The sequence below is a fragment of the Pseudohalocynthiibacter sp. F2068 genome, from assembly GCF_023015645.1.
Classification (GTDB): Bacteria; Pseudomonadota; Alphaproteobacteria; order Rhodobacterales; family Rhodobacteraceae; genus Pseudohalocynthiibacter; species Pseudohalocynthiibacter aestuariivivens.
In genome coordinates this window covers 20013-38394 of record NZ_JALKAK010000025.1, presented here as the reverse complement: position 1 = coordinate 38394, position 18382 = coordinate 20013, and the positions used below count along the sequence as shown (strand labels likewise).

The window sequence follows — 18382 nt, the reverse complement described above, 5'->3', positions numbered from 1 at the left end:
AAAGCCGGTGTTCATGCCGCGCACTTCAAGGTTATGGGCGGTGTTGGCGACCAGATACCACATCAGCCAGCCAAAAATCCCGGCGGTCAGAAGTTGGTAAAACACCGAACGGACGCGTTCGTCATGGAAAAAGTCGAACGTCTCTTTTGGTCTGGCACGCACCGGGCCTGTCTTTACTGTGGTGTCTGACACTCAAGGCCCCCGTTTCCAACGCATGCAGCTTCGATAATGGGTTGTGTACCCCGTAAAAAATTGGGGTGTCGAACATACCGCCCGGCACCCCATTTGCATTTTAGCGCATGGGAGGCGAATACATCAGCCCGCCATCAGTCCACAGCGCGTTCAGAGAACCCGCACGGTCAATGCCAATCCCCTGTTCGCCGTGGCCCATATAGGCTTCGTAGATTTCGCCGTAATTGCCCACCGATTTGATGATATTGTAGGCCCAGTCAGGCTCCAGGCCCAGCCCTTCGTTCAGGTTGCCTTCGGCGCCCAGCATGCGAAGGACATTCGGATCTTTTGAGGTGGCCAGCATGTCATCGACATTGGCTTGGGTGATGCCCAGTTCCTCGGCATTGATCAGCGCGAAAACGCTCCAGCGCACGATATCGGCCCATTGGTTGTCGCCATGGCGCACCGCAGATGCCAAGGGTTCTTTTGACAGGGTTTCAGGCAGTATCATGTGATCGCCAGGAACCGGGAACGACGCGATATTACCGGCCATCGACGATTTATCACCCGTCACCGCGTCACACCCGCCATTTAGATAGGTATCATCGCGTACGTTGTAATCTTCAAACGTGACGTTTGAGATACCCAGCTCATTGGTGCGGCTGAAATCGGTCAGGTTCAACTCGGTCGTGGTGCCGGTGGTCACGCAGACCTTGGCGCCTTTCAATTCGAGAGCGCTGGTGATCCCGCTGTCGCGCCGCACGGTAAATCCCTGACCGTCATAAAAGTTAGGCGACAGAAAATCGATGCCCAGTTGGGTATCACGGGACAGCGTCCATGTGGCGGTGCGCGACAACATATCGCTTTCGCCATTTGCCAGGGCCGTGAATCGCGCCTGACTCGACACTGACTGAATTTCCATTTTCGTTATATCGCCAAAGATGGCGGCGGCGACAGCCTGACAGACCGAAACGTCCAGCCCGTACCAGTTGCCGTCACTATCAAGGTTGTAATACCCGGCAGACGGTGGGCCGACCTGACAGCGCAGATGTCCGCGTTCCTTGACGATATCCAGTGTGCTTTGGGCCGAGGCGACGGTTGCGCCCATTACGACGGCTGCCCCCATGGCGGCAAGCGTCACAATTTGAGTTCTTCGTTTCATTCCGTATTCTCCCTGTTGGTTTTGTTTTACCGAACTGTATTGGGGCCTGTGCTAAACCGTCCAATGCCGTTGTTGGCACAACTCATGCGCAAAACGCATCACTCGTGAAGGTCATGCGTTATCGGTATGGAATTGAAAGAGCACCGGATGCCGCGATTAGCGCGCATTCCGCAAAAAGCTTGGAAAAGATAGGTCAACCTATCAGTCTTTGGCCTCAACACATACTGTTTTCTCAAGCAGGGTTTGCCAGAAGGCCGCGACTTTCGGTTCGTTGAAGGCTGTGCAGCGATAGATATTGATATCGACAGAGATGTCATCGGCAACGCCCGCCGCGCGAACCAGACGCCCATTTTCCAGATCATCGGCAACGATGAACCAGGGAATCCATGCCATACCATAGCCTTCGACGGCCATGGCTTTTACGGCTGTCGCAATAGAGGTTTCATAAACAGTCGCAAAGGTCAGATCGCCATATTTTTTCTCAAGGTGTTCTTGGACGGGCCACAGGGCGAGAGAGGATGCCGTGCGAAGATAGGGGATCGGGTCGGTTGGCCTGTCGGGCAGCCACCAAAGCGGCGCACCGGTTGCATCCGGGGCCACAACCGGCACCAAGGCCTCTTGCCCCAGTTTCAGCGAGGTGAATTTTTCCGCATCTCTGTAAAATCCGGCACTTGGGTCCTCGTAGCAGACAAACAGGTCCACAACGTTTTCTTCAAGAGCTGTGAGGTATTGCGCTATGGTGGCGAAATCAGTTCGCACGACAAACTGATCCGTATCGATATAGGGCTTAAGGCTTTTCAACCACGCGGGTATGAAAAACTGGGCAAGTGTACTGAGTGTGGCAAACCGGATTTTCTCTTTTTCGCGCGCGGTTTTCGCCACGATATCGTCGCGGGACTGATAAGCAAGGCTGACAATGTCTTGCGCCACACCACCAAAAATTTTTCCCGCTTCAGTAAGGCAGGCAGGTTGACTTCGCCGGTCGACCAAAGAGGCGCCCACCCAAGCTTCTAGCGCCTGAATCCTGCGGCTGAACGCTGGTTGAGATACGTTGCGCTGTTCGGCGGCGATGCGGAAATTTCCAGTAGATTCCAGCGCCAAGAGATCCTCCAGCCATTTGATTTCCAAAAGATTTCCTTCTTTCTGGTAGCAGTTAGAGAACCATAGACCCAATTTCGTCAGAAAAACACATATAGTGAATGTATGATCCCGGGCAGCAGGCCCTATCATTTACGCTCTACTTGTAGCCGCCCACCACGCAGATCAAACTGACGACGCACCATCGCCACATGAGCCGTCACTCAAAAGGGTACTTCTGAGGTTACTCTAATCTTGAACGTTTTTCGATAAGTTTGATTATCCGCTATACCGTTGACTGGCGATTGCTTCGCTCTCGGAGCGAAAGTCCGGGTTCCGCCTTCCCTTCGGTTGTTAGTTGTTGCGATGCGCCACAACGGTACATTAGCGCAACTGCAGCGAACGACTGGAATGTCCGGAGGGTGTGTGAAAACTCCGCCAAGGCAAGATCGACGAGGACACCATTTCAATTCCCTGAGTTTTGCAGGACTTTGTTCCTAAGAACGCGGATGAACAGGCTTCTGCTGGAACGAAATTCTTTAAAGTTTGGCGTTTAGGAAGTTTTAACACAGCCTCTACGCCGAGCAGTCATTGGTGCAGACGGTAGCGAACGGCAGGTTCGAGCCAGAACGGTCATTCATCCATCGCGCGGCGGAAGCAGTGCCTTGTCAGAGCAGCATTACTCTAAGTGGGTATTGATCGAATCGGTTTTGTTTGTCGCCTAGAGTCAAACGAGCTAAGTGCCAGAGTCCGGATAGAACAAATATGGGCCATCAAACTGACCGATAGGGATGCTATGCGTCAAAATCGCGCCACGCATTTCATGCAACAAGAACGCGCCGGGTTCTTTGGTCAGGCAGTTTGGGGCACCGACGCGTAGATCCAGGGTAACGGCATGAGATGTTCCCGGCGCGATCTGGTAGATCACGCTGCCAAAAGGTGCTACAATGTTGCGATGTACGTGGCCGCAGACCAACCTCAATTCGCCTTGGTATTCTGACAGGATGGTTTGCAGTTTTCTGCTGTCACGCAAATTTTGGATATCCATCTTTTCGATGCCCGTCAGAACGGGCGGATGGTGTATCGCCACGATGACTGGTTTGGCGTGCAAAGCCGTCAGCTTGTGTTGCAAATAGTCAAGAATCTCGTCGGTCAGGTGTCCGTGCGCTTTGCCAGCGACATTCGTATCCAGTCCAATCAACGCTAGGTCAACGAACTCAGATGTCCAGTTGATCGGGCTAGTTTTTTGGCATCCAGTCCTGATCGGCAAAGCCAGTTCGCATTGCTTCCACATTGTCATGGTTCTCAGGTATCGCACGATATGGGATATCAAGCGGTTCCATGATATCTCGGAACCGTTGATACTCTTCAGCCGTGCCAAAATCAGTCATGTCGCCGGTGACAATTACCATATCGACGGCGCCGATATACGGCAAAACGCGGTTGATGGTTTCGACACACGCCACGAGTGGGGCTGCGGTGTCAACCCGGCCATAGGCGAGTTTACCCTTTGGGACGATGTGTGGATCTGAGATTTGAATGATCTTGGTCACGCTCCGGTTGCTCCTTCGGGCAGGAGTATCAGCGCTTCGGGTTTGATCGCCTCCTGGACGGTTTCACCGACCTTCGGGGCATTTTGACCGGCAAAATTCGAAGTCAGCACGCCGGGCATGACACCCTTAATCCCGACCCGGTAATGGGTTCCGAGAAACGTGACAGTTTCCACTTGTCCGGTCAGCGGACCATTGGGGTCAATCAGCGAGTCTTCGGCTCTGACAAAAACGATCTGGCCTGTACCGTCTTTAGGTAGTTGCAGCGTGCCACCCTCGAGAGTCAGCATATTGGACCTGTCGCGGAATTGTGCCGCTCCTTTAACCGCATATTGTGCGCAAAAGGAGAACGACAATGGGACCGAAACATTCATTTGAGTTTAGACAAGAAGCAGTGCGTGTCGCGCTGACAAGCGGGCTTACACGAAAGCAGGTTGCGTCTGATTTTGGCATTGGCTTTTCGACACTGAGCCGGTGGATACAACTGGATCGGCGCAACCCGGAAAAGCCCGCAGGACAATCTGATCTGGAACGTGAGAATGCAGAGCTTCGGAAAGAAAACCGGCTGCTTCGCGAGGAGAGGGGGATCTTGAAAAAGGCCACAGTGTTCTTTGCGGAGAGAAGCAAATGAGATTTGCCTTTGTCGAAGAACACCGCAACCAGCTACCGGTCAACCGGCTTTGCCAGATCATGAACGTCAGCCCACGAAGCTATCGGGCATATCGCAGTCGCCCCATGAGCCGAAGGCAGCGCAAGGAGCTGATTGTGCTGGCACATATCCGGGAACAGTTTCGCCTTTCTCTGGGGAGCTATGCATTGCACGGCAGTTGAATGCTTGCATTCAATGAGAGTGGCAGGCCAAGAATGACCGAAGAGCTGAAGGAACTGGGGCTGAGTGTCGGCCACCGGCGTGTTGGCAGATTGATGCGCCAGAACGGCATATCCATTGTGAGAACCCGCAAACACAAAGTGACGACAGACAGCAATCACAAGTTCAATATTGCCCCGAACCTGCTGGATCGCAACTTTAGCGCCAACACGCCAAATCAGAAATGGGCTGGCGATATCAGCTACATCTGGACCCGTGAGGGGTGGCTGTATCTGGCCGTGGTTTTGGACCTTCATTCGAGGCGGGTCATCGGCTGGGCGGTCAGCAACCGAATGAAAAGAGATTTTGCAATCAAGGCTTTGGAAATGGCTATCGCTCTGCGCAGACCGCCCAGGGGCTGCATGCATCACACCGACCGCGGCAGCCAATACTGCTCGCACGACTATCAGAAAATCCTGCGCCATCATGGCTTCAAGGTGTCGATGAGTGGCAAAGGCAATTGCTATGATAATGCAGCGGTCGAAACCTTCTTCAAAACCATCAAGGCCGAATTGATCTGGCGGCGGTCCTGGACCACACGACGGCAGGCGGAACTGGCCACCTTCCACTCTCATGGTTTGCAGGCAAACCACTGCCGTGCAGTGGAATACATTAACGGCTTCTACAATCCGCGCAGGAAGCACTCAGCATTGGGTTGGAAAAGCCCCTTGGCTTTTGAGCGACAGGCCGCTTAAATGAGAACCCGGAGCGGCACTAAAGCGTGACAGGTCCACTATTCGTGTGGTCTTTAGTCGAAGCATCTCCACGTTGCTATCATCGTTCAAGAAAACAACGGCAAGCCGAACCTCCTGTGCCGATATCTCACATCCGCATACTCTCATGTGTTATTCCTTCATGTGACAAATCCACATTAACACTTTTCTGACCTGAAGAACCAAATCCTCGATGCTGCTTTCCAGTGCTTAGATATGGGCTTTTTTTCTCAAATCGGCGGACGTGTAAACTGAGCTACCCACGCCGGTACAAAAAGGGGGTATTTGGTTTTTCGATATGGCTGTTCGAATGGACCGCGAAGAACACGCCAAGTCGAACGCCAAACTCCGAACATTTTCTTCAAACAGATCAAGGAAACTCATTGGGCGGGCCAGATGCTAATATTTCGATGAGAAAGCGATGGCGGATTTGTCGTAGCTCTCCCCGGAAAGGGATTTGATGGACTGGAATATTATCATGTTCCTCGAGCGAATTATTTGACGGGCTTTGAATACTCTGAAGACGAGGTGGACCCCCATCTCTTGGATGAACAAGCACCTCATTTCAATCTGGAAGCGCTTGTGTTTCTGTCGGCTGATCAAATCCGTGAGTTTTGTGTCTATGACGGAGCTGACGGCCTTCGACAAGGCCGCCCCAAAGGCATTAAGGATGGTGGAACCCCTGCATCCAAGAAAAAGAGACTGGCTCGTCTCTACAAAGAGACTTACCGCAGCGGATAGTTGTTTCGATAAGGTGCGTTTATCATGCACATCGTGTTTCCGATTGCGGGCGCAGTTTTGTGCCTCGCGATTTTGCTGGGTGCGTCACTTGTCGGCGGCTGACAGAAAGTGGCGGCTTCATGCAAATCATGGACCGATGCGCCTTGTGCGGATACGATGATCGGTGCCAGACCGGAAATGCCAGGTAAGGATACCGATTGGATCAAGACCCTACCACCGAGCCAGAAGACGTCCCGCAGGCAATAAATGATGATGTCCGCGCCTTTCTGGAGAATCTTACCGGCCCCTCACGTGGCCGGATCGGATGGCTTTCACTGGATCAGGCACGAGTGTGCATCGGTGCGGACCGCCTGCTGCGGATTGACCCGGATGTGGCCGCAACGGACAGCGCTGAAGCGCGCGCGCGGCTATCCTGGTCGGGGGAAACTTACGAGATCGAGGCGCTGTCGGACGCCGACATCTGGGTGAACGGGCGCAAGATCGGCACGGCGCATCTGATGCACGGCGACATGATCGAATTTGGAGAAGATGGGCCGATGTCCCGATTCCGCCTGTGCGACCATACTTTCCCGACCAGTTGGCCGGTCGAAGAAATTCTGAGCGACGCAGTGGCCTACGCACGAACAAGCCGTCGGCCATTCGGATCGCGCCTGTCGAACGCTCTGTTCGACAGCGTCCGGCGAATATTATTGGAAACTACAATCGTTTTCCGAGTGACGGTCATTCTTGTGCTGGTCGTCCTGACCACATTCGTCGCGTGGCAGTACCGAAGCGACATACTCCTGCAACAAAGTATTCAAGAGGAAGCTCTACGCCTTGAGGTGATCGCCAGCACTCTTGCTGAGACACGTCAGGAAGCGTTGACTGCGAGCGAACTGGCGACTTTGCGCGAACAACTGGATCTCCAATTGAATACCAATGCCGAACGTCTTTCCGTACTCGAGCGCCGCTTAGGTGCCTCTGCGCGTGTTATTAGCGACTCGACCGCGTCTGTCGCCTTCCTGCAAGGCGCTTACGGTTTGAGACAGGTGGAAAGCGGTAAACTGCTACGCCATGTTTTGGGTGCGGACGGGCTACCCCTGCGGACGCCTTTAGGCAAGCCGGTGATAGACCCCGACGGCACCGGCAACCCTATTGAATTTCAATTCACCGGCACGGGTTTTCTGCTCAAGGACGGAGGGCAGCTTGTTACTAACCGGCATGTTGCCTTGCCTTGGACCAACGGCGACCGGATGCTTGCGTTCGAACAAGGCGGCCTTGCGCCAGAGATGCTGAAGCTTCTGGTGTTCTTACCTGGCTTGCCAGTGCCGGTTGAAGCAGCATTATTGATCTCCAGCGACACTGCTGATCTAGCTTTATTATCAGTGCCGGCCTCAGCAACAATGGACCGTGGGTTAACTCTGGCGCAGGGTGAGCCGGAAATTGGAGATGAGGTAATCGTCATTGGTTTCTCTACCGGTTTGCGCGCTCTCTTGGCGCAGGCAGGGCGTGACTTTCTTACCTCGCTACAAGAGACGGGTGAGACCAATTTCTGGACAATTGCGGCCCGTTTGTCCGAAGAGAACAGAATAGCACCCCTGGCAAGTCGCGGGATCATCGCGCAGATTACCAAAAAGGCTGTCGTCTATGATGCGGAAACCACTGTTGGCGGTAGCGGTGCGCCAGCGTTGGACAGCAATGGTCATGTGGTTGCTGTGAATGCCACGATCTTGCCCGAATTTGGTGGTGCGAACATCGGTGTTCCGGTGCGCGAAGTGCACCGTCTTCTGGCAGAAACTGTGGCCAACTGACCAAACCGAATTATTCTGTTGTACGAAACCGCGAAGACTGCACCACAAATACGACCAAAAGCGGCACCGCTACCGTGATCACCCCGACGACGACCAGTAATTGACCCAGTTGGGAGTAATTCGCTGCCGAGATTTGCTCGCCGGTGACGGGGTCGACCGAGGCACGGGTGACCAAAAACACCTTGTTGAGGTACTTTGTTCCCAGACTGCTTGCCGACAAAGCCATATTTGTAAACGACGCCATGACTGCAAAGAACGTGGCTTTGAGATCGGGTGGCGCGTTGCGCGCGATCCACGCGAGCATCGGCACCATTGCGATCTGTCCCAAGGGCGATTCAAGTGCGGTATCAAGAACGGCAATGAACCGCGCGTCCACGATCCCGCCGGTCTTTGCCGCTGTCCATTCGTGCACCCCATAGTAAAGCCCGATGTTCGGTAGCGACAGCACGCCCGCAGCGATGGTCAGAAGCACTATGATATACGCGATCGACCGATGTGCCATCAGGGGTCGCAGAATAACGAGACCGACCAATGTCAGTAGCGAGGTAATCAGCGACAGGATCGAAAGAAACCGTTCATCAAACCCGAGGCCATCGATCTCGAACCACGTCAAACCCGGTCCCGGTAAGGGCACTGCCCTGAACACAAAAATGATAGTGGCTGTTCCAACAAGCGCGCGGGCGGCTGCAGGTTCCAGTTTTTTGAGCAATTGTCTGATCAGAAAAAGGATGACTGACAGGGAGGCCACAAAGACGATCTCCTGCGCAAAGACAAGATTGGAGGTACCTAATGCGATACTCAGCACTACAAAGGTCAACCCACCGCCAAGAATCTGCCAGTTAACCTCGGTCTCGGTGTCCGGGCGTGCCTGCGTCATTCCTTTCGCGGCCTTTCGCTGCTGTATGATCGTATGCAGCAACATCCCACTGACCGAAATCACCGGAATTGCGAGGGCGGTCAGATAGACCCGGGCGTACAACGCCAACCTTGCCTCGCGAGGCATTTCCTCGGCCCCGGTGAATATCCAGATGTTGATCGCCGCGACCGACACAAAGCCCGATATGATCGCGATCCTGCCGAGCGTCTGCATGGTGGTATGCATGGCCCGCGACTGTTCTTCGCTGAAAGCTTGTCCGGTGTCGTTGGCGTGGGGTACGGCCTCGACCGTCATTGCATCGGCAACAATATCTTGAATAGCATAACCGGACGGGGCCAGCAGCAGAGCTATTACGTACCAAGTCTCAAGCGGGAAGACGCTGCGCATCTCATCTGGGCGCGACACCAAACCAAACATGATTAGGAGCGACAGCGTGATCAGCCCTGCGCCCATCAGGATCAACAAAGACTTCCATCTCCAGAACAAATCGACAACATGTCCCAATGGCACCTTCAAAATCCATGGCAGGCCTGCCCAGAACGCCAGCCCTGCAATGAATTGCGCGGACAAATCTAGATAATCCTTGAGGAAAAACGCCCCAACGACCGAGGTTAGGCCTGACACCCCGGCTGCGAAATACACCATAAGCGGCGGCAGAAATGACCATCGCATCTGCCGCGCGAGGTCCAGAAAAACTCGCTGAAACCAAGAGCTCCCATCCATTGGGTTATGTTCGTCTTGCCACGTCATTTAATACTCTCGGCACACAAACGCATCGCGCGCCTTAAGGTTTGCAGGCCGTGCCCACCTTTTGGAGCAAGTCACACCACTACCGGCAAGCAAGCACCCGCTTTTGTACAGGCTAGCGAAAATGCACCGCCGATTGAAGTTTTGATTGGTAATCCAGCAATTGGTGACGGGGCAAAGTTCAAGCTCTGCCGCAAATGACCGCTATATGGGTGTGGATTCAACATATCGGCGCAAAGGCATCCAGGTCAGCAAACGGCCCAAACCTGTCAGCCATGCACAATATTCTATGCGGCGTTGCAGTCTCACATAGCAGACCTTGGCGCACGATGTAGCATCAACGTGAAGGCCCCCTAGACAAGGCTCGGCCAACCGGAGCATTCCAAAGATCAATGGCTTGCGTGACCGATTCCGATCCCCAGTGAATGTCCATCATGGGTGTTAGTCTGGGTCTGACGTCGATTAACAGAATGGTATTTCGTAGTTGTTCCAGGTCAATGCGCACCCCATTTTTCTTGTTCATTGTCCAACCCGTACCAACAGTTCGCTCGATTGCGATTTCACTTCGGATCTCTTCAAGCACACCCTGAAAATGAAAGGGGTCGAGGACCGCTTGGTAACCGAGATCGCGATCATGTCCGTCGCAAAGACCCACAAGAATGGCTCCTGCAAGCCAGATTTAAAGGCGCTCAAATGAACAAAAGATCTTCAAGATCCAAACCGAAACCGACCACCAGAACTCCCCGGGCCGCTACTGCGCTGGCCCCGGCCGTTGTCGAGCCCCGGCCCGAACACGGCCCGGAACATCCGCATCAGAACCTCGACCGTGGGGTGCGTGCGGCAGCAGCACGATTGAGCGGCGGTGTATCGACCCATGCCTTCATAGAAGCGTGGTCCGATTGGGCACATCACATGAGCCAATCGCCCGGGCGTCAACTCGAGCTTCTTGAGCACGCGCAGAAGAGTGCGCTCAAGCTCATGACCTACGCCACTGATGCAAAGAGCGATGGACGCCCGCCCTTTGCCCCAAAGGACTACGATCATCGTTTTGACAGTCCGGGCTGGCATAAGGCTCCGTTCGAGATGTGGAAACAGGGATTCCTTGCAGTGCAAGACTGGTGGGACCTTGCAACCGATCAGTTGCGTGGCCTGCAGCCCGAAGACGCAAACCGAACCCGCTTTATGGCACGGCAGGCACTTGATCTGGTCTCGCCATCAAACTTCCCATGGCTCAACCCCGAGATCATCGACGGGACTCTAAAGAGCGGTGGTAAGAATCTGAGAGACGGTGCTGCCAATTTCGCGCATGACTTCCTGAAAACGGTGTCTCAGACGCAAGATGCTCCGCCAGAGGGTTATCAGATCGGCAAGGACTTGGCATGTACGCCGGGTCAGGTCGTGTTTCGCAACGATCTGTTCGAACTGATCCAGTATACGCCGCAAACCAAGAAGGTGCAGGCGGAACCAATTCTGTTCGTCCCGGCCTGGATCATGAAATACTATATCCTCGACCTGTCGCCGCAGAATTCAATGGTGAATTACCTCGTCGGACAGGGGTTTACCGTGTTCATGATTTCTTGGTGCAATCCAACTGCCGATCAGGCCGAATTGTCGCTCGAAGACTATCGAAAAAATGGCGTGATGGCGGCGCTGGATATGGTAAATGCCATCGTACCGGATAAAAAGGTCCATGCCGTCGGTTATTGCCTGGGTGGCACGATTCTGGCGATCACGACGGCGACAATGGCGCGCGACCGTGATGAACGTTTCGCCACGATCACGCTGATGGCCGCGCAGGTCGATTTCGCCGAAGCGGGCGAATTGCTATTGTTTCTTGACGAAAGTCAGGTTGCTTTTCTCGAAGACATGATGTGGGATCAAGGCTATCTTGATCGGCCGCAGATGGCGCGCGCCTTTTCCACGATCCGGTCCGAAGATCTGATCTATTCCCGGGCCGTGCGGCGGTATTTCCTCGGCAAGGAGGATCTTCCAACCGACATGGGCGTCTGGGTGGCCGATACGACGCGGATGCCCGCCCGGATGCATTCGCAATACCTGCGTGGTCTGTTTCTGGAGAACCGTCTCACGGCGGGGCGTTTCGCTGTCGAGGGCCGGGTTATTGCACTGAAAGATATCTCGGCCCCGATGTTCGTCATCGCCACAGAAACCGATCACATCGCGCCCTGGAAATCAGTTTATAAGACCCAGTTGTTCACCGATTGTGACCTTACCTTCGTGCTGACCAGTGGCGGCCACAACGGTGGGATCGTCAACGAACCTGGGAAACTGCGGCGTCACTACCGTATCTCACATCGCCCAGACGGGGCGCTTTATGTCGGCCCAGATGCCTGGCTTGCACAGCAAACAGAACAACTGGGATCATGGTGGCCTGCATGGAAAGACTGGCTGGTTGAAACAAGCAGCGGTTTGATGCCTCCGCCCGCCGTCGGAGCATCAGGACAGAACACTGCAACGATCATCGCGGCACCCGGCACTTTCATTCATCAGACATGATCATTGCTGTGCGGTGCCATCAGATCCGGGGAGCTGCGGCGAACACCTGCGTGCTGGAATAATACATTGTGGCGTGCTCCAGTCTAGCCAACTATCACACCGAGCCGCGCAACATAGTGCTTCGTGATCAAACTTTCAAAAGTCATCGTGTCCCGTCTTTGATCATCCTTTGTGCTGTTAGGATGTACCTGCGATATCCATTATCCTATCAGGACATTCGCGATCTCCTGGCTGAACGAGGAGGCGATGTTGATCGAGCCATCGTTTACCGTTGGGTCCGGAAGTTTGGCCCTGAAATTTCAAAGCGAGCACATCATCATCGCACCCAAAGTGGGCGGTCCTGGCATGTCGACGAAACCTACATTCGAGTGAATGGCACATTGTGCGACCTCTAGCGCGCCGTGGATCTGAACGGCTGTTTTATCGACTTTTTACTAACACGATACAGGGATACAAAAGCCGCCAAGGCCTTTCTCAAAAAATTGATCGAGAGTGTTTTACCCGATCGCCCCACAATGATCGTGACCGACAAAGCCGACGCCTATATCAAAGTGATCCAAGGCCTGAATCAAATCCATGACCCTCACTTTGATAGTATCTCTTATGTCGATCAGAAATACCAAAACAACAGGATCGAAAGCAATCACGCCGCGTTCAAGCGCTTTATTTGAATTGGCAAAGGCTTCAAGACATTCCAATCAGCAACAGTAACGATTCAGGGCATCGAGACAATCAGAGCAATCAAGTATGGGGACACTGGACCCGCGACTACAGATGTCCGCGGGGAGATTGCGTTTCTCAACCGTCTGTTTTGGTTGGCTGCTTAAAGCCAGAGAAACCAGCGCCCTTTGGTTTGGCGTAATTAATGCAACAGTCCCGGTTTGTCAGACAGAACCACAGCGGGTGCAAATACAGATCTTCAGCTCGCTCGGAGACTTTAAATTAGTGCATTCCGATATCCGTTTGGCGAGGAGGTGAGTTTGTTTTCTGCCTTAGCTTTCTCAATTCGGTGAGTGGCCAGAACGAAAAGTGTCCCGACAGTAACAAACGCCAGCCACAAACCCGCGATATACGCCCCTACACCGACCACGCCCACCAGTTCAGGATTCAAAAAGAAATACGGATAGGCTTGGTCGAAAGAACTGCGAACTATTACATAGCCCGCGTAGCCAAGAGGCCAGAGTGACCATATAAAAGGGTCGCGAAATCGCAGCGCAACTTTAGGTACTGCTATAATCCAAATGCCAAGGCAGGCAGTTGGAACAACCGTGTGGGTACCCAGGTTCGACCAAGCTGCAATACCTGTTGGGTGATGAGCGGATGCCAGAAGGACATGGTAAACTGCGCCCACGGCAACAATCCACAAGGTCAAAGCCGCAAGCAGAGACGGTCTGGGCCATCGTCCGGATATTGCTGCCAAGCTAAACACTACAGCTACCAGAGTGTTGGTAAGAAATGTAAAGTAGCGCGCCATTGACCATAATATTTCGCTGGTCACAGTCGATCCCAGATCAATAACCTCGGCACGAACGCCTGCGCCCAATGATGAAAGGGTCAGCACGGCAACCGTTACTGTGGCAAGCCTTGAGAATTTGTGAATGTTGATGTTGCTGTGCATACCGGTTCAGCCCCTCTTCCAATCACTGGCGGGCTCAACGTGCCTTCATGTGCGGGCTATTTTCGGGCATTCAAGACAGTGCTTTAGTTTTCATTCATCTTTCGATAATATCACACACCATGCTGCGCAGAGCTGCCAAACCTTGAACTCCACGGCTATTTAAGCCTTGCCAAAACACCGTCAGTCCATGCGTAAATCGTAAGAATTTTTCACGCGCGCGCTTTGATATTTGTCAATAAGCTGAAAGGTTGTAGGTCCGTGCCTTAGCTGACCCGCGAGCCTAGCCCTCCTGCTTTGAAAAACCGCTTCAGGGGCATCGCTTCATTTAAACGAGCTTTGACAATTTCGTTAGCTGCATCGCGCGGTGAAACGCCACTGTCGCAGGCCTGTTTCAGGACGACATTCGAATTATGTTTTAATTTTTCGGCGATTACAGCCATTGCCTGATTTTCCGTTCCACCATGAAATTCTACCGAGGCGCAAATAACCCCTCCGGCATTTGCAATGAAATCCGGTATCACCAGAATACCGCGCTGATGCAGGATTTCTTCGGCGTCAATTGTCGCGGGAATATTGGCGCCCTGAACAATCAGTTTTGCTTTCACATTGCTGGCGTTTCCTTCGTTAATCACATCCGGTCTGGCGGCAGGGATCAGGATATCACACTGAGCCGTAATGACAGCTTCGCTGTGACCAACCTGTGCACCGCCAAGATCGGAAACACTTTTTCCGCCCTCCTTTAGTGCCAGAAGCTCTGAGAGTTGCAGGCCATCTGGATCAAATACTGTGCCGCGGGAATCCGAAACAGCTACAAGTTTTGCACCTTTTTCCATAAGAAAGCGTGCTGCATGCTTGCCGACAGCACCAAATCCCTGAATTGCCACCGCAGCACCCTCAAGTCGCACATCACAGTAACCTTCCGCGGCTTGAGCTGCTACAGCGACGCCAAAACCAGTTGCACCAATTTCATCAAGTGGAATGCCACCAATCACACGTGGCAAACCAACCGCACGTGAAATCTCGTCGTGAACCCATGCTAAGCAGGTTTCGTTGGTGCCCATATCAGGACCAGGTATATAGTCCTTGATTTGCTCTATCGCAGAAGCGAAAGCGCGTATCAGGTTCTCTTTTTCAACTCCCGGCATTGCCGGATCAGCAAGAATGACCGACTTACCGCCTCCGTGTGGCAAGCCTGCTGCGAGATTCTTCAGCGTCATAGCACGGGCAAGTCTGGCGCATTCTTCAAGCGAGACATCCGGTGCCATTCTTATCCCGCCGATTGAAGGTCCGGCGGCCGTATTGTCAACGACGACAATGGCCCGCAACCCGGCTGCCGGGTTGTTTATGTGGATGACTTTTTCGGGCCCAAAAGTGTCAGCCAGAGTGAATACATCGGTCAACGGGTCATTCCTTTCTCGTCATGTTCGGTTGTTCAAGATGCGCGCGAAGGGCAGCCAGAAAGCGCGCGGCTTCGCCCCCGGTTACGACGCGGTGATCAAAAGTCAGCGACAAAGGTAGCAGACGCCGTACTGCGGGAGCTCCCTCAGCAACGACAATTGCATCCGTGATCCGCCCTGCCCCAAGGATTGCCACCTGCGGCGGGACAACAACCAAAACTGCATGTTCACCGCCAATCATACCGAAATTTGACAATGTGATCGTCGCACCTTTCATTTGCCGAGGTGAAATTGAGCGGGTTTCAATCGCAGCCCTGAGCGCCGCAATTTTTTCCGGGATATCTTCGCCAGCTTCGACTGCCCTAAGCACCGGCGTAAAAAGCCCATCCGCTGTGTCGACCGCTAGGGCAAGGTCGACATGATTGTGTAACTGACGCCGCGTTCCATCAAACCACGCATTGAGGGCCGGTTCCGCTTTACATGCTGCAGCAATAGCCTGCACCAGACGGAGTGTCGGCACTTCTCCCGGCAACCAATTGTGAATATCGGCGTGATCAGTGACCGTTGCAGGAACTGCGTTTGCGTGCGCGTTGGTCATCACCATGGCCATTGCGCGGCGCACACCCCGCAGTTCTTCGCCACGTGCCAGTCCGGAAGTCGCAGAAAGAACGTCAGCAGAAAGAATTGCACCATCCGGCCCGCTGCCTGCGACGACCGACAGATCAACGCCTTCTTCCCGTGCGAGTTTGCGAACTGCAGGGGTGGCCTTTACCGCAGTCTGCGAACCATCTGTCGCGGTTTTCGAAGGGGCCTGCGCCATGGCTTTGGCTGCAGCTTTTTTCCCCGAAACCAAATCCCCGACAATTGCGCCTGAATCTTCTGCCTTGCCCGTCGTGATTTCAACCAGCGGGGCATCCGTGGCTACGATGTCACCGGCCTTGACCAAAAGTGCTTTGACCGTCCCCGAAAACGGGGCCGGGATTTCCACCACCGCCTTGTCGGTTTCAACTGAAACCAAAGGCTGGTCTGCTATCACATGATCGCCGACCGACACTTGCCAGGCAACAATTTCGGCGCTCTGCAAGCCCTCGCCGAGATCTGGAAGGGAAAAGACAGTCATGCAAACTCCATCACGCCACCAACAGCTTCAACAATGCGCGCGGTGTTTGGCAAATAGTGACGCTCAAGCCTCAGGTAGGGCATAACCGTATCATATCCTGTTACCCGCCGGATCGGTGCAAGCAGGCTGGTCAGGCAATGTTCCGCCAAATCGGCTGCGATTTCTGCCCCAAGACCTGCTGTCAGAGGCGCTTCATGGACAACCACGCACCGGCCCGTCTTTTCGACCGAAGAACGGATTGTGGCCCGATCGATCGGTTTCAGTGTGGCAAGGTCAACCAGCTCAACCGAAACACCAGTTTCCGCCAGTTGCTGCGCAGCTTCGGTGGCTTCGGCAACCATTGCACCCCAGGTGACAATCGTTACATCCTCGCCTTCCCGCAGCACAAAGGCCTTGTCGAGCGGTAAGGCTTCACCGTCGTCCTCCACCTCCTCACTTGTTGAGCGGTAGAGTCGCTTGGGTTCAAGAAACACGACAGGATCAGGATCGCGGATCGCCGCAAGCAATAACCCGTAAGCACGGGGCGGCGAACTTGGAACAACAACCCGAAGTCCTGGAATATGCGCCAGCATTGCTTCCGTGCTTTCAGAGTGATGTTCGGGTGCCTTGATCCCACCACCAAAGGGTGCGCGCAGAACCATCGGGCATGTCAGGCGTCCGCGTGTGCGGTTGCGCAAACGGCTGGCGTGATTGGCCAGTTGATCCAGAACCGGGTAAATGAACCCCATAAACTGAATTTCCGCCACTGGTCGCAACCCATGCGCTGCCGCCCCGACTGCCATGCCTGCTATCAAGGTCTCGGAGAGCGGTGTGTCACGCACCCGCGACGCACCAAAGCGTTGGATCAACCCGTCAGTTGCCCGGAAAACGCCACCATCGATACCGACGTCTTCGCCGAAAATAATCACATCCGGGTCGTCTGTAAGCGCACGGAACAAGGCGGCCCGAATTGCTTCGATCATTGTCAACTCAGCCATTGTTCAACTCCCTGGCTAAAGCTGAAATATCTGTAGTGATCTCCGCAAACAGATTTTCGAACATGGCGCGTGCTGGCTCTGGTGGGGTCGCAAGATAGTTTTCCGCAGCTGCCTCAACCTCTTTACCGCAAGCGTGAATAAGGTTTTCCTCCTCGGACTTCGACCAGCCATGTTCAGCGATCAGGAAGGCACGCAAACGAACAAGGGGTTCCGCTTTCCAATGGGCGCTGACGACTTCGTCTTCGCGGTAGCGGCTTGCGTCATCGGCTGTTGTGTGATCGCTAAGCCGATAGCTCAGACATTCAATCAACGTTCCGCCCTTGCCTTCGCGCGCGCACGTCAAAGCGCGCACTACCGTGTCGCGAACAGCAATTACATCGTTGCCGTCAACCTGTTCACCCGGAATCCCCGCTGCAAAAGCTTTCTGCGCAAGCGTTGTTGCCGCTGTCTGTTCCTCACGGGGGACAGAAATGGCCCATTGGTTGTTGTTGATCACAAATACCGCAGGCAATTTCCAGGCACCGACAACATTCATTGCTTCGTAGAAATCCCCTTTCGAAGTCGCGCCATCCCCGGCGATGGCAACGGCAACGCCGGGTTCGCCCTTTTGGACAATTGCCAGGGCCACGCCTGCTGCGTGCGGGAATTGTGAAGCCACAGGAATACACACAGGGAAGTCTTGCCTTGCCTGTGCGAAATCATTGCCGCGTTCATCGCCGCCCCAGAAAAGAAAAAGCTCTTCCAGAGAAACACCTCGCCACAATTGCGCCCCGTGTTCCCGAAACGAGGGAAGGAAAACATCATTGTCGGTCATCGCACTGGCGACACCAATCGCAATGGCCTCCTGACCGAGGCTGGACGCATATGTCCCTAACCGCCCGGTGCGTTGCAGGGCAATCGCTTTGGCGTCAAAAGTGCGGGTTCTGACCATTGCGGAATAAAGTTCTGTCAGTGTCTCGCGACTATTCGCAAATTCCGGCAGTTCACCAATTGGGTTTCCCGATGCATCAAGAAAGGCACTGCAATTAATTTTGAAATGGTCAGCACGTTTGGGCATAGC

The 18382-nt window shown here is 53.9% G+C and carries 17 protein-coding genes and 1 pseudogene; 5 read left to right on the top strand and 13 right to left on the bottom strand.

Features of this window, described 5'->3' with window-relative positions:
* The 6 genes from MWU63_RS19440 to MWU63_RS19415 form a co-directional block, all read right to left on the bottom strand.
* Positions 1-192 (bottom strand): hypothetical protein (locus tag MWU63_RS19440; protein ID WP_247079640.1); only part of this gene is annotated, 192 nt, incomplete at its 3' end.
* Between the two features lie 100 nt (positions 193-292).
* Entirely contained in the window at positions 293-1333 is a 1041-nt protein-coding gene (locus MWU63_RS19435; protein WP_213889815.1) for an amino acid ABC transporter substrate-binding protein, read from the bottom strand.
* 201 nt (positions 1334-1534) lie between these two features.
* Entirely contained in the window at positions 1535-2461 is a 927-nt protein-coding gene (locus MWU63_RS19430; RefSeq protein ID WP_213889816.1) for a LysR substrate-binding domain-containing protein, read from the bottom strand.
* A gap of 685 nt (positions 2462-3146) precedes the next feature.
* On the bottom strand, positions 3147-3710 hold the full coding sequence (locus MWU63_RS19425) for a hypothetical protein (RefSeq protein ID WP_247079639.1): 564 nt from the start codon (positions 3708-3710) through the stop codon (positions 3147-3149).
* Positions 3649-3963: a metallophosphoesterase gene (locus MWU63_RS19420; protein ID WP_213889818.1), complete on the bottom strand. Its 315-nt coding sequence runs from the start codon at positions 3961-3963 to the stop codon at positions 3649-3651. The genes MWU63_RS19425 and MWU63_RS19420 overlap by 62 nt, the downstream gene beginning before the upstream one ends.
* Positions 3960-4250 (bottom strand): TOBE domain-containing protein, encoded by a 291-nt coding sequence (locus MWU63_RS19415; RefSeq protein WP_246531733.1) that lies wholly within the window; start codon positions 4248-4250, stop codon positions 3960-3962. Before MWU63_RS19415 ends, MWU63_RS19420 begins: the two co-directional genes overlap by 4 nt.
* Positions 4251-4315: 65 nt before the next feature.
* On the opposite strand from MWU63_RS19415, the pseudogene MWU63_RS19410 reads away from it, so the two are divergent.
* The 3 genes and pseudogenes from MWU63_RS19410 to MWU63_RS19400 all read left to right on the top strand — a co-directional run bounded on the left by MWU63_RS19410 (position 4316) and on the right by MWU63_RS19400 (position 8072).
* Positions 4316-5523, top strand: a pseudogene (locus MWU63_RS19410) (IS3 family transposase).
* Positions 5524-6039: 516 nt separating this feature from the next.
* Positions 6040-6282 carry a hypothetical protein gene (locus tag MWU63_RS19405; protein WP_213889820.1) on the top strand — a complete coding sequence of 81 codons (243 nt, stop codon included), beginning with the start codon at positions 6040-6042 and terminating at the stop codon, positions 6280-6282.
* Positions 6283-6479: 197 nt separating this feature from the next.
* Positions 6480-8072, top strand: coding sequence for a trypsin-like peptidase domain-containing protein (locus tag MWU63_RS19400; protein WP_213889821.1), 1593 nt, complete (start codon positions 6480-6482; stop codon positions 8070-8072).
* A gap of 10 nt (positions 8073-8082) precedes the next feature.
* Here the strand turns inward: MWU63_RS19400 and MWU63_RS19395 are convergent, their stop codons facing one another.
* Positions 8083-9699, bottom strand: a complete 1617-nt coding sequence (locus MWU63_RS19395; protein WP_246531734.1) for a hypothetical protein — start codon at positions 9697-9699, stop codon at positions 8083-8085.
* 334 nt (positions 9700-10033) lie between these two features.
* The gene (locus MWU63_RS19390; protein WP_213889823.1) at positions 10034-10351 is read right to left on the bottom strand and encodes a hypothetical protein; all 318 of its coding nucleotides are present in this window, start codon (positions 10349-10351) and stop codon (positions 10034-10036) included.
* 38 nt (positions 10352-10389) lie between these two features.
* Between MWU63_RS19390 and MWU63_RS19385 the strand changes: the two genes are divergently transcribed.
* A complete protein-coding gene (locus tag MWU63_RS19385) occupies positions 10390-12210 on the top strand; it encodes an alpha/beta fold hydrolase (RefSeq protein WP_247079637.1) in 1821 nt (606 codons plus the stop codon).
* A gap of 401 nt (positions 12211-12611) precedes the next feature.
* Positions 12612-12881 (top strand): transposase, encoded by a 270-nt coding sequence (locus tag MWU63_RS19380; protein ID WP_247079635.1) that lies wholly within the window; start codon positions 12612-12614, stop codon positions 12879-12881.
* A gap of 266 nt (positions 12882-13147) precedes the next feature.
* On the opposite strand, the gene MWU63_RS19375 is transcribed toward MWU63_RS19380, so the two are convergent.
* The 5 genes from MWU63_RS19375 to pdhA all read right to left on the bottom strand — a co-directional run bounded on the left by MWU63_RS19375 (position 13148) and on the right by pdhA (position 18379).
* Positions 13148-13828, bottom strand: coding sequence for a Pr6Pr family membrane protein (locus MWU63_RS19375; protein ID WP_213889826.1), 681 nt, complete (start codon positions 13826-13828; stop codon positions 13148-13150).
* Positions 13829-14091: 263 nt separating this feature from the next.
* Positions 14092-15228, bottom strand: a complete 1137-nt coding sequence (locus MWU63_RS19370; protein WP_213889827.1) for a Glu/Leu/Phe/Val dehydrogenase — start codon at positions 15226-15228, stop codon at positions 14092-14094.
* Between the two features lie 4 nt (positions 15229-15232).
* Complete coding sequence (locus MWU63_RS19365) at positions 15233-16345, bottom strand: dihydrolipoamide acetyltransferase family protein (RefSeq protein ID WP_247079626.1); 1113 nt, start codon at positions 16343-16345, stop codon at positions 15233-15235.
* Complete coding sequence (locus tag MWU63_RS19360; protein ID WP_213889829.1) at positions 16342-17322, bottom strand: alpha-ketoacid dehydrogenase subunit beta; 981 nt, start codon at positions 17320-17322, stop codon at positions 16342-16344. Before MWU63_RS19360 ends, MWU63_RS19365 begins: the two co-directional genes overlap by 4 nt.
* Entirely contained in the window at positions 17315-18379 is a 1065-nt protein-coding gene (gene pdhA, locus MWU63_RS19355) for a pyruvate dehydrogenase (acetyl-transferring) E1 component subunit alpha (RefSeq protein WP_213889831.1), read from the bottom strand. The genes MWU63_RS19360 and pdhA overlap by 8 nt, the downstream gene beginning before the upstream one ends.
* Between the last annotated feature and the right edge of the window lie 3 nt (positions 18380-18382).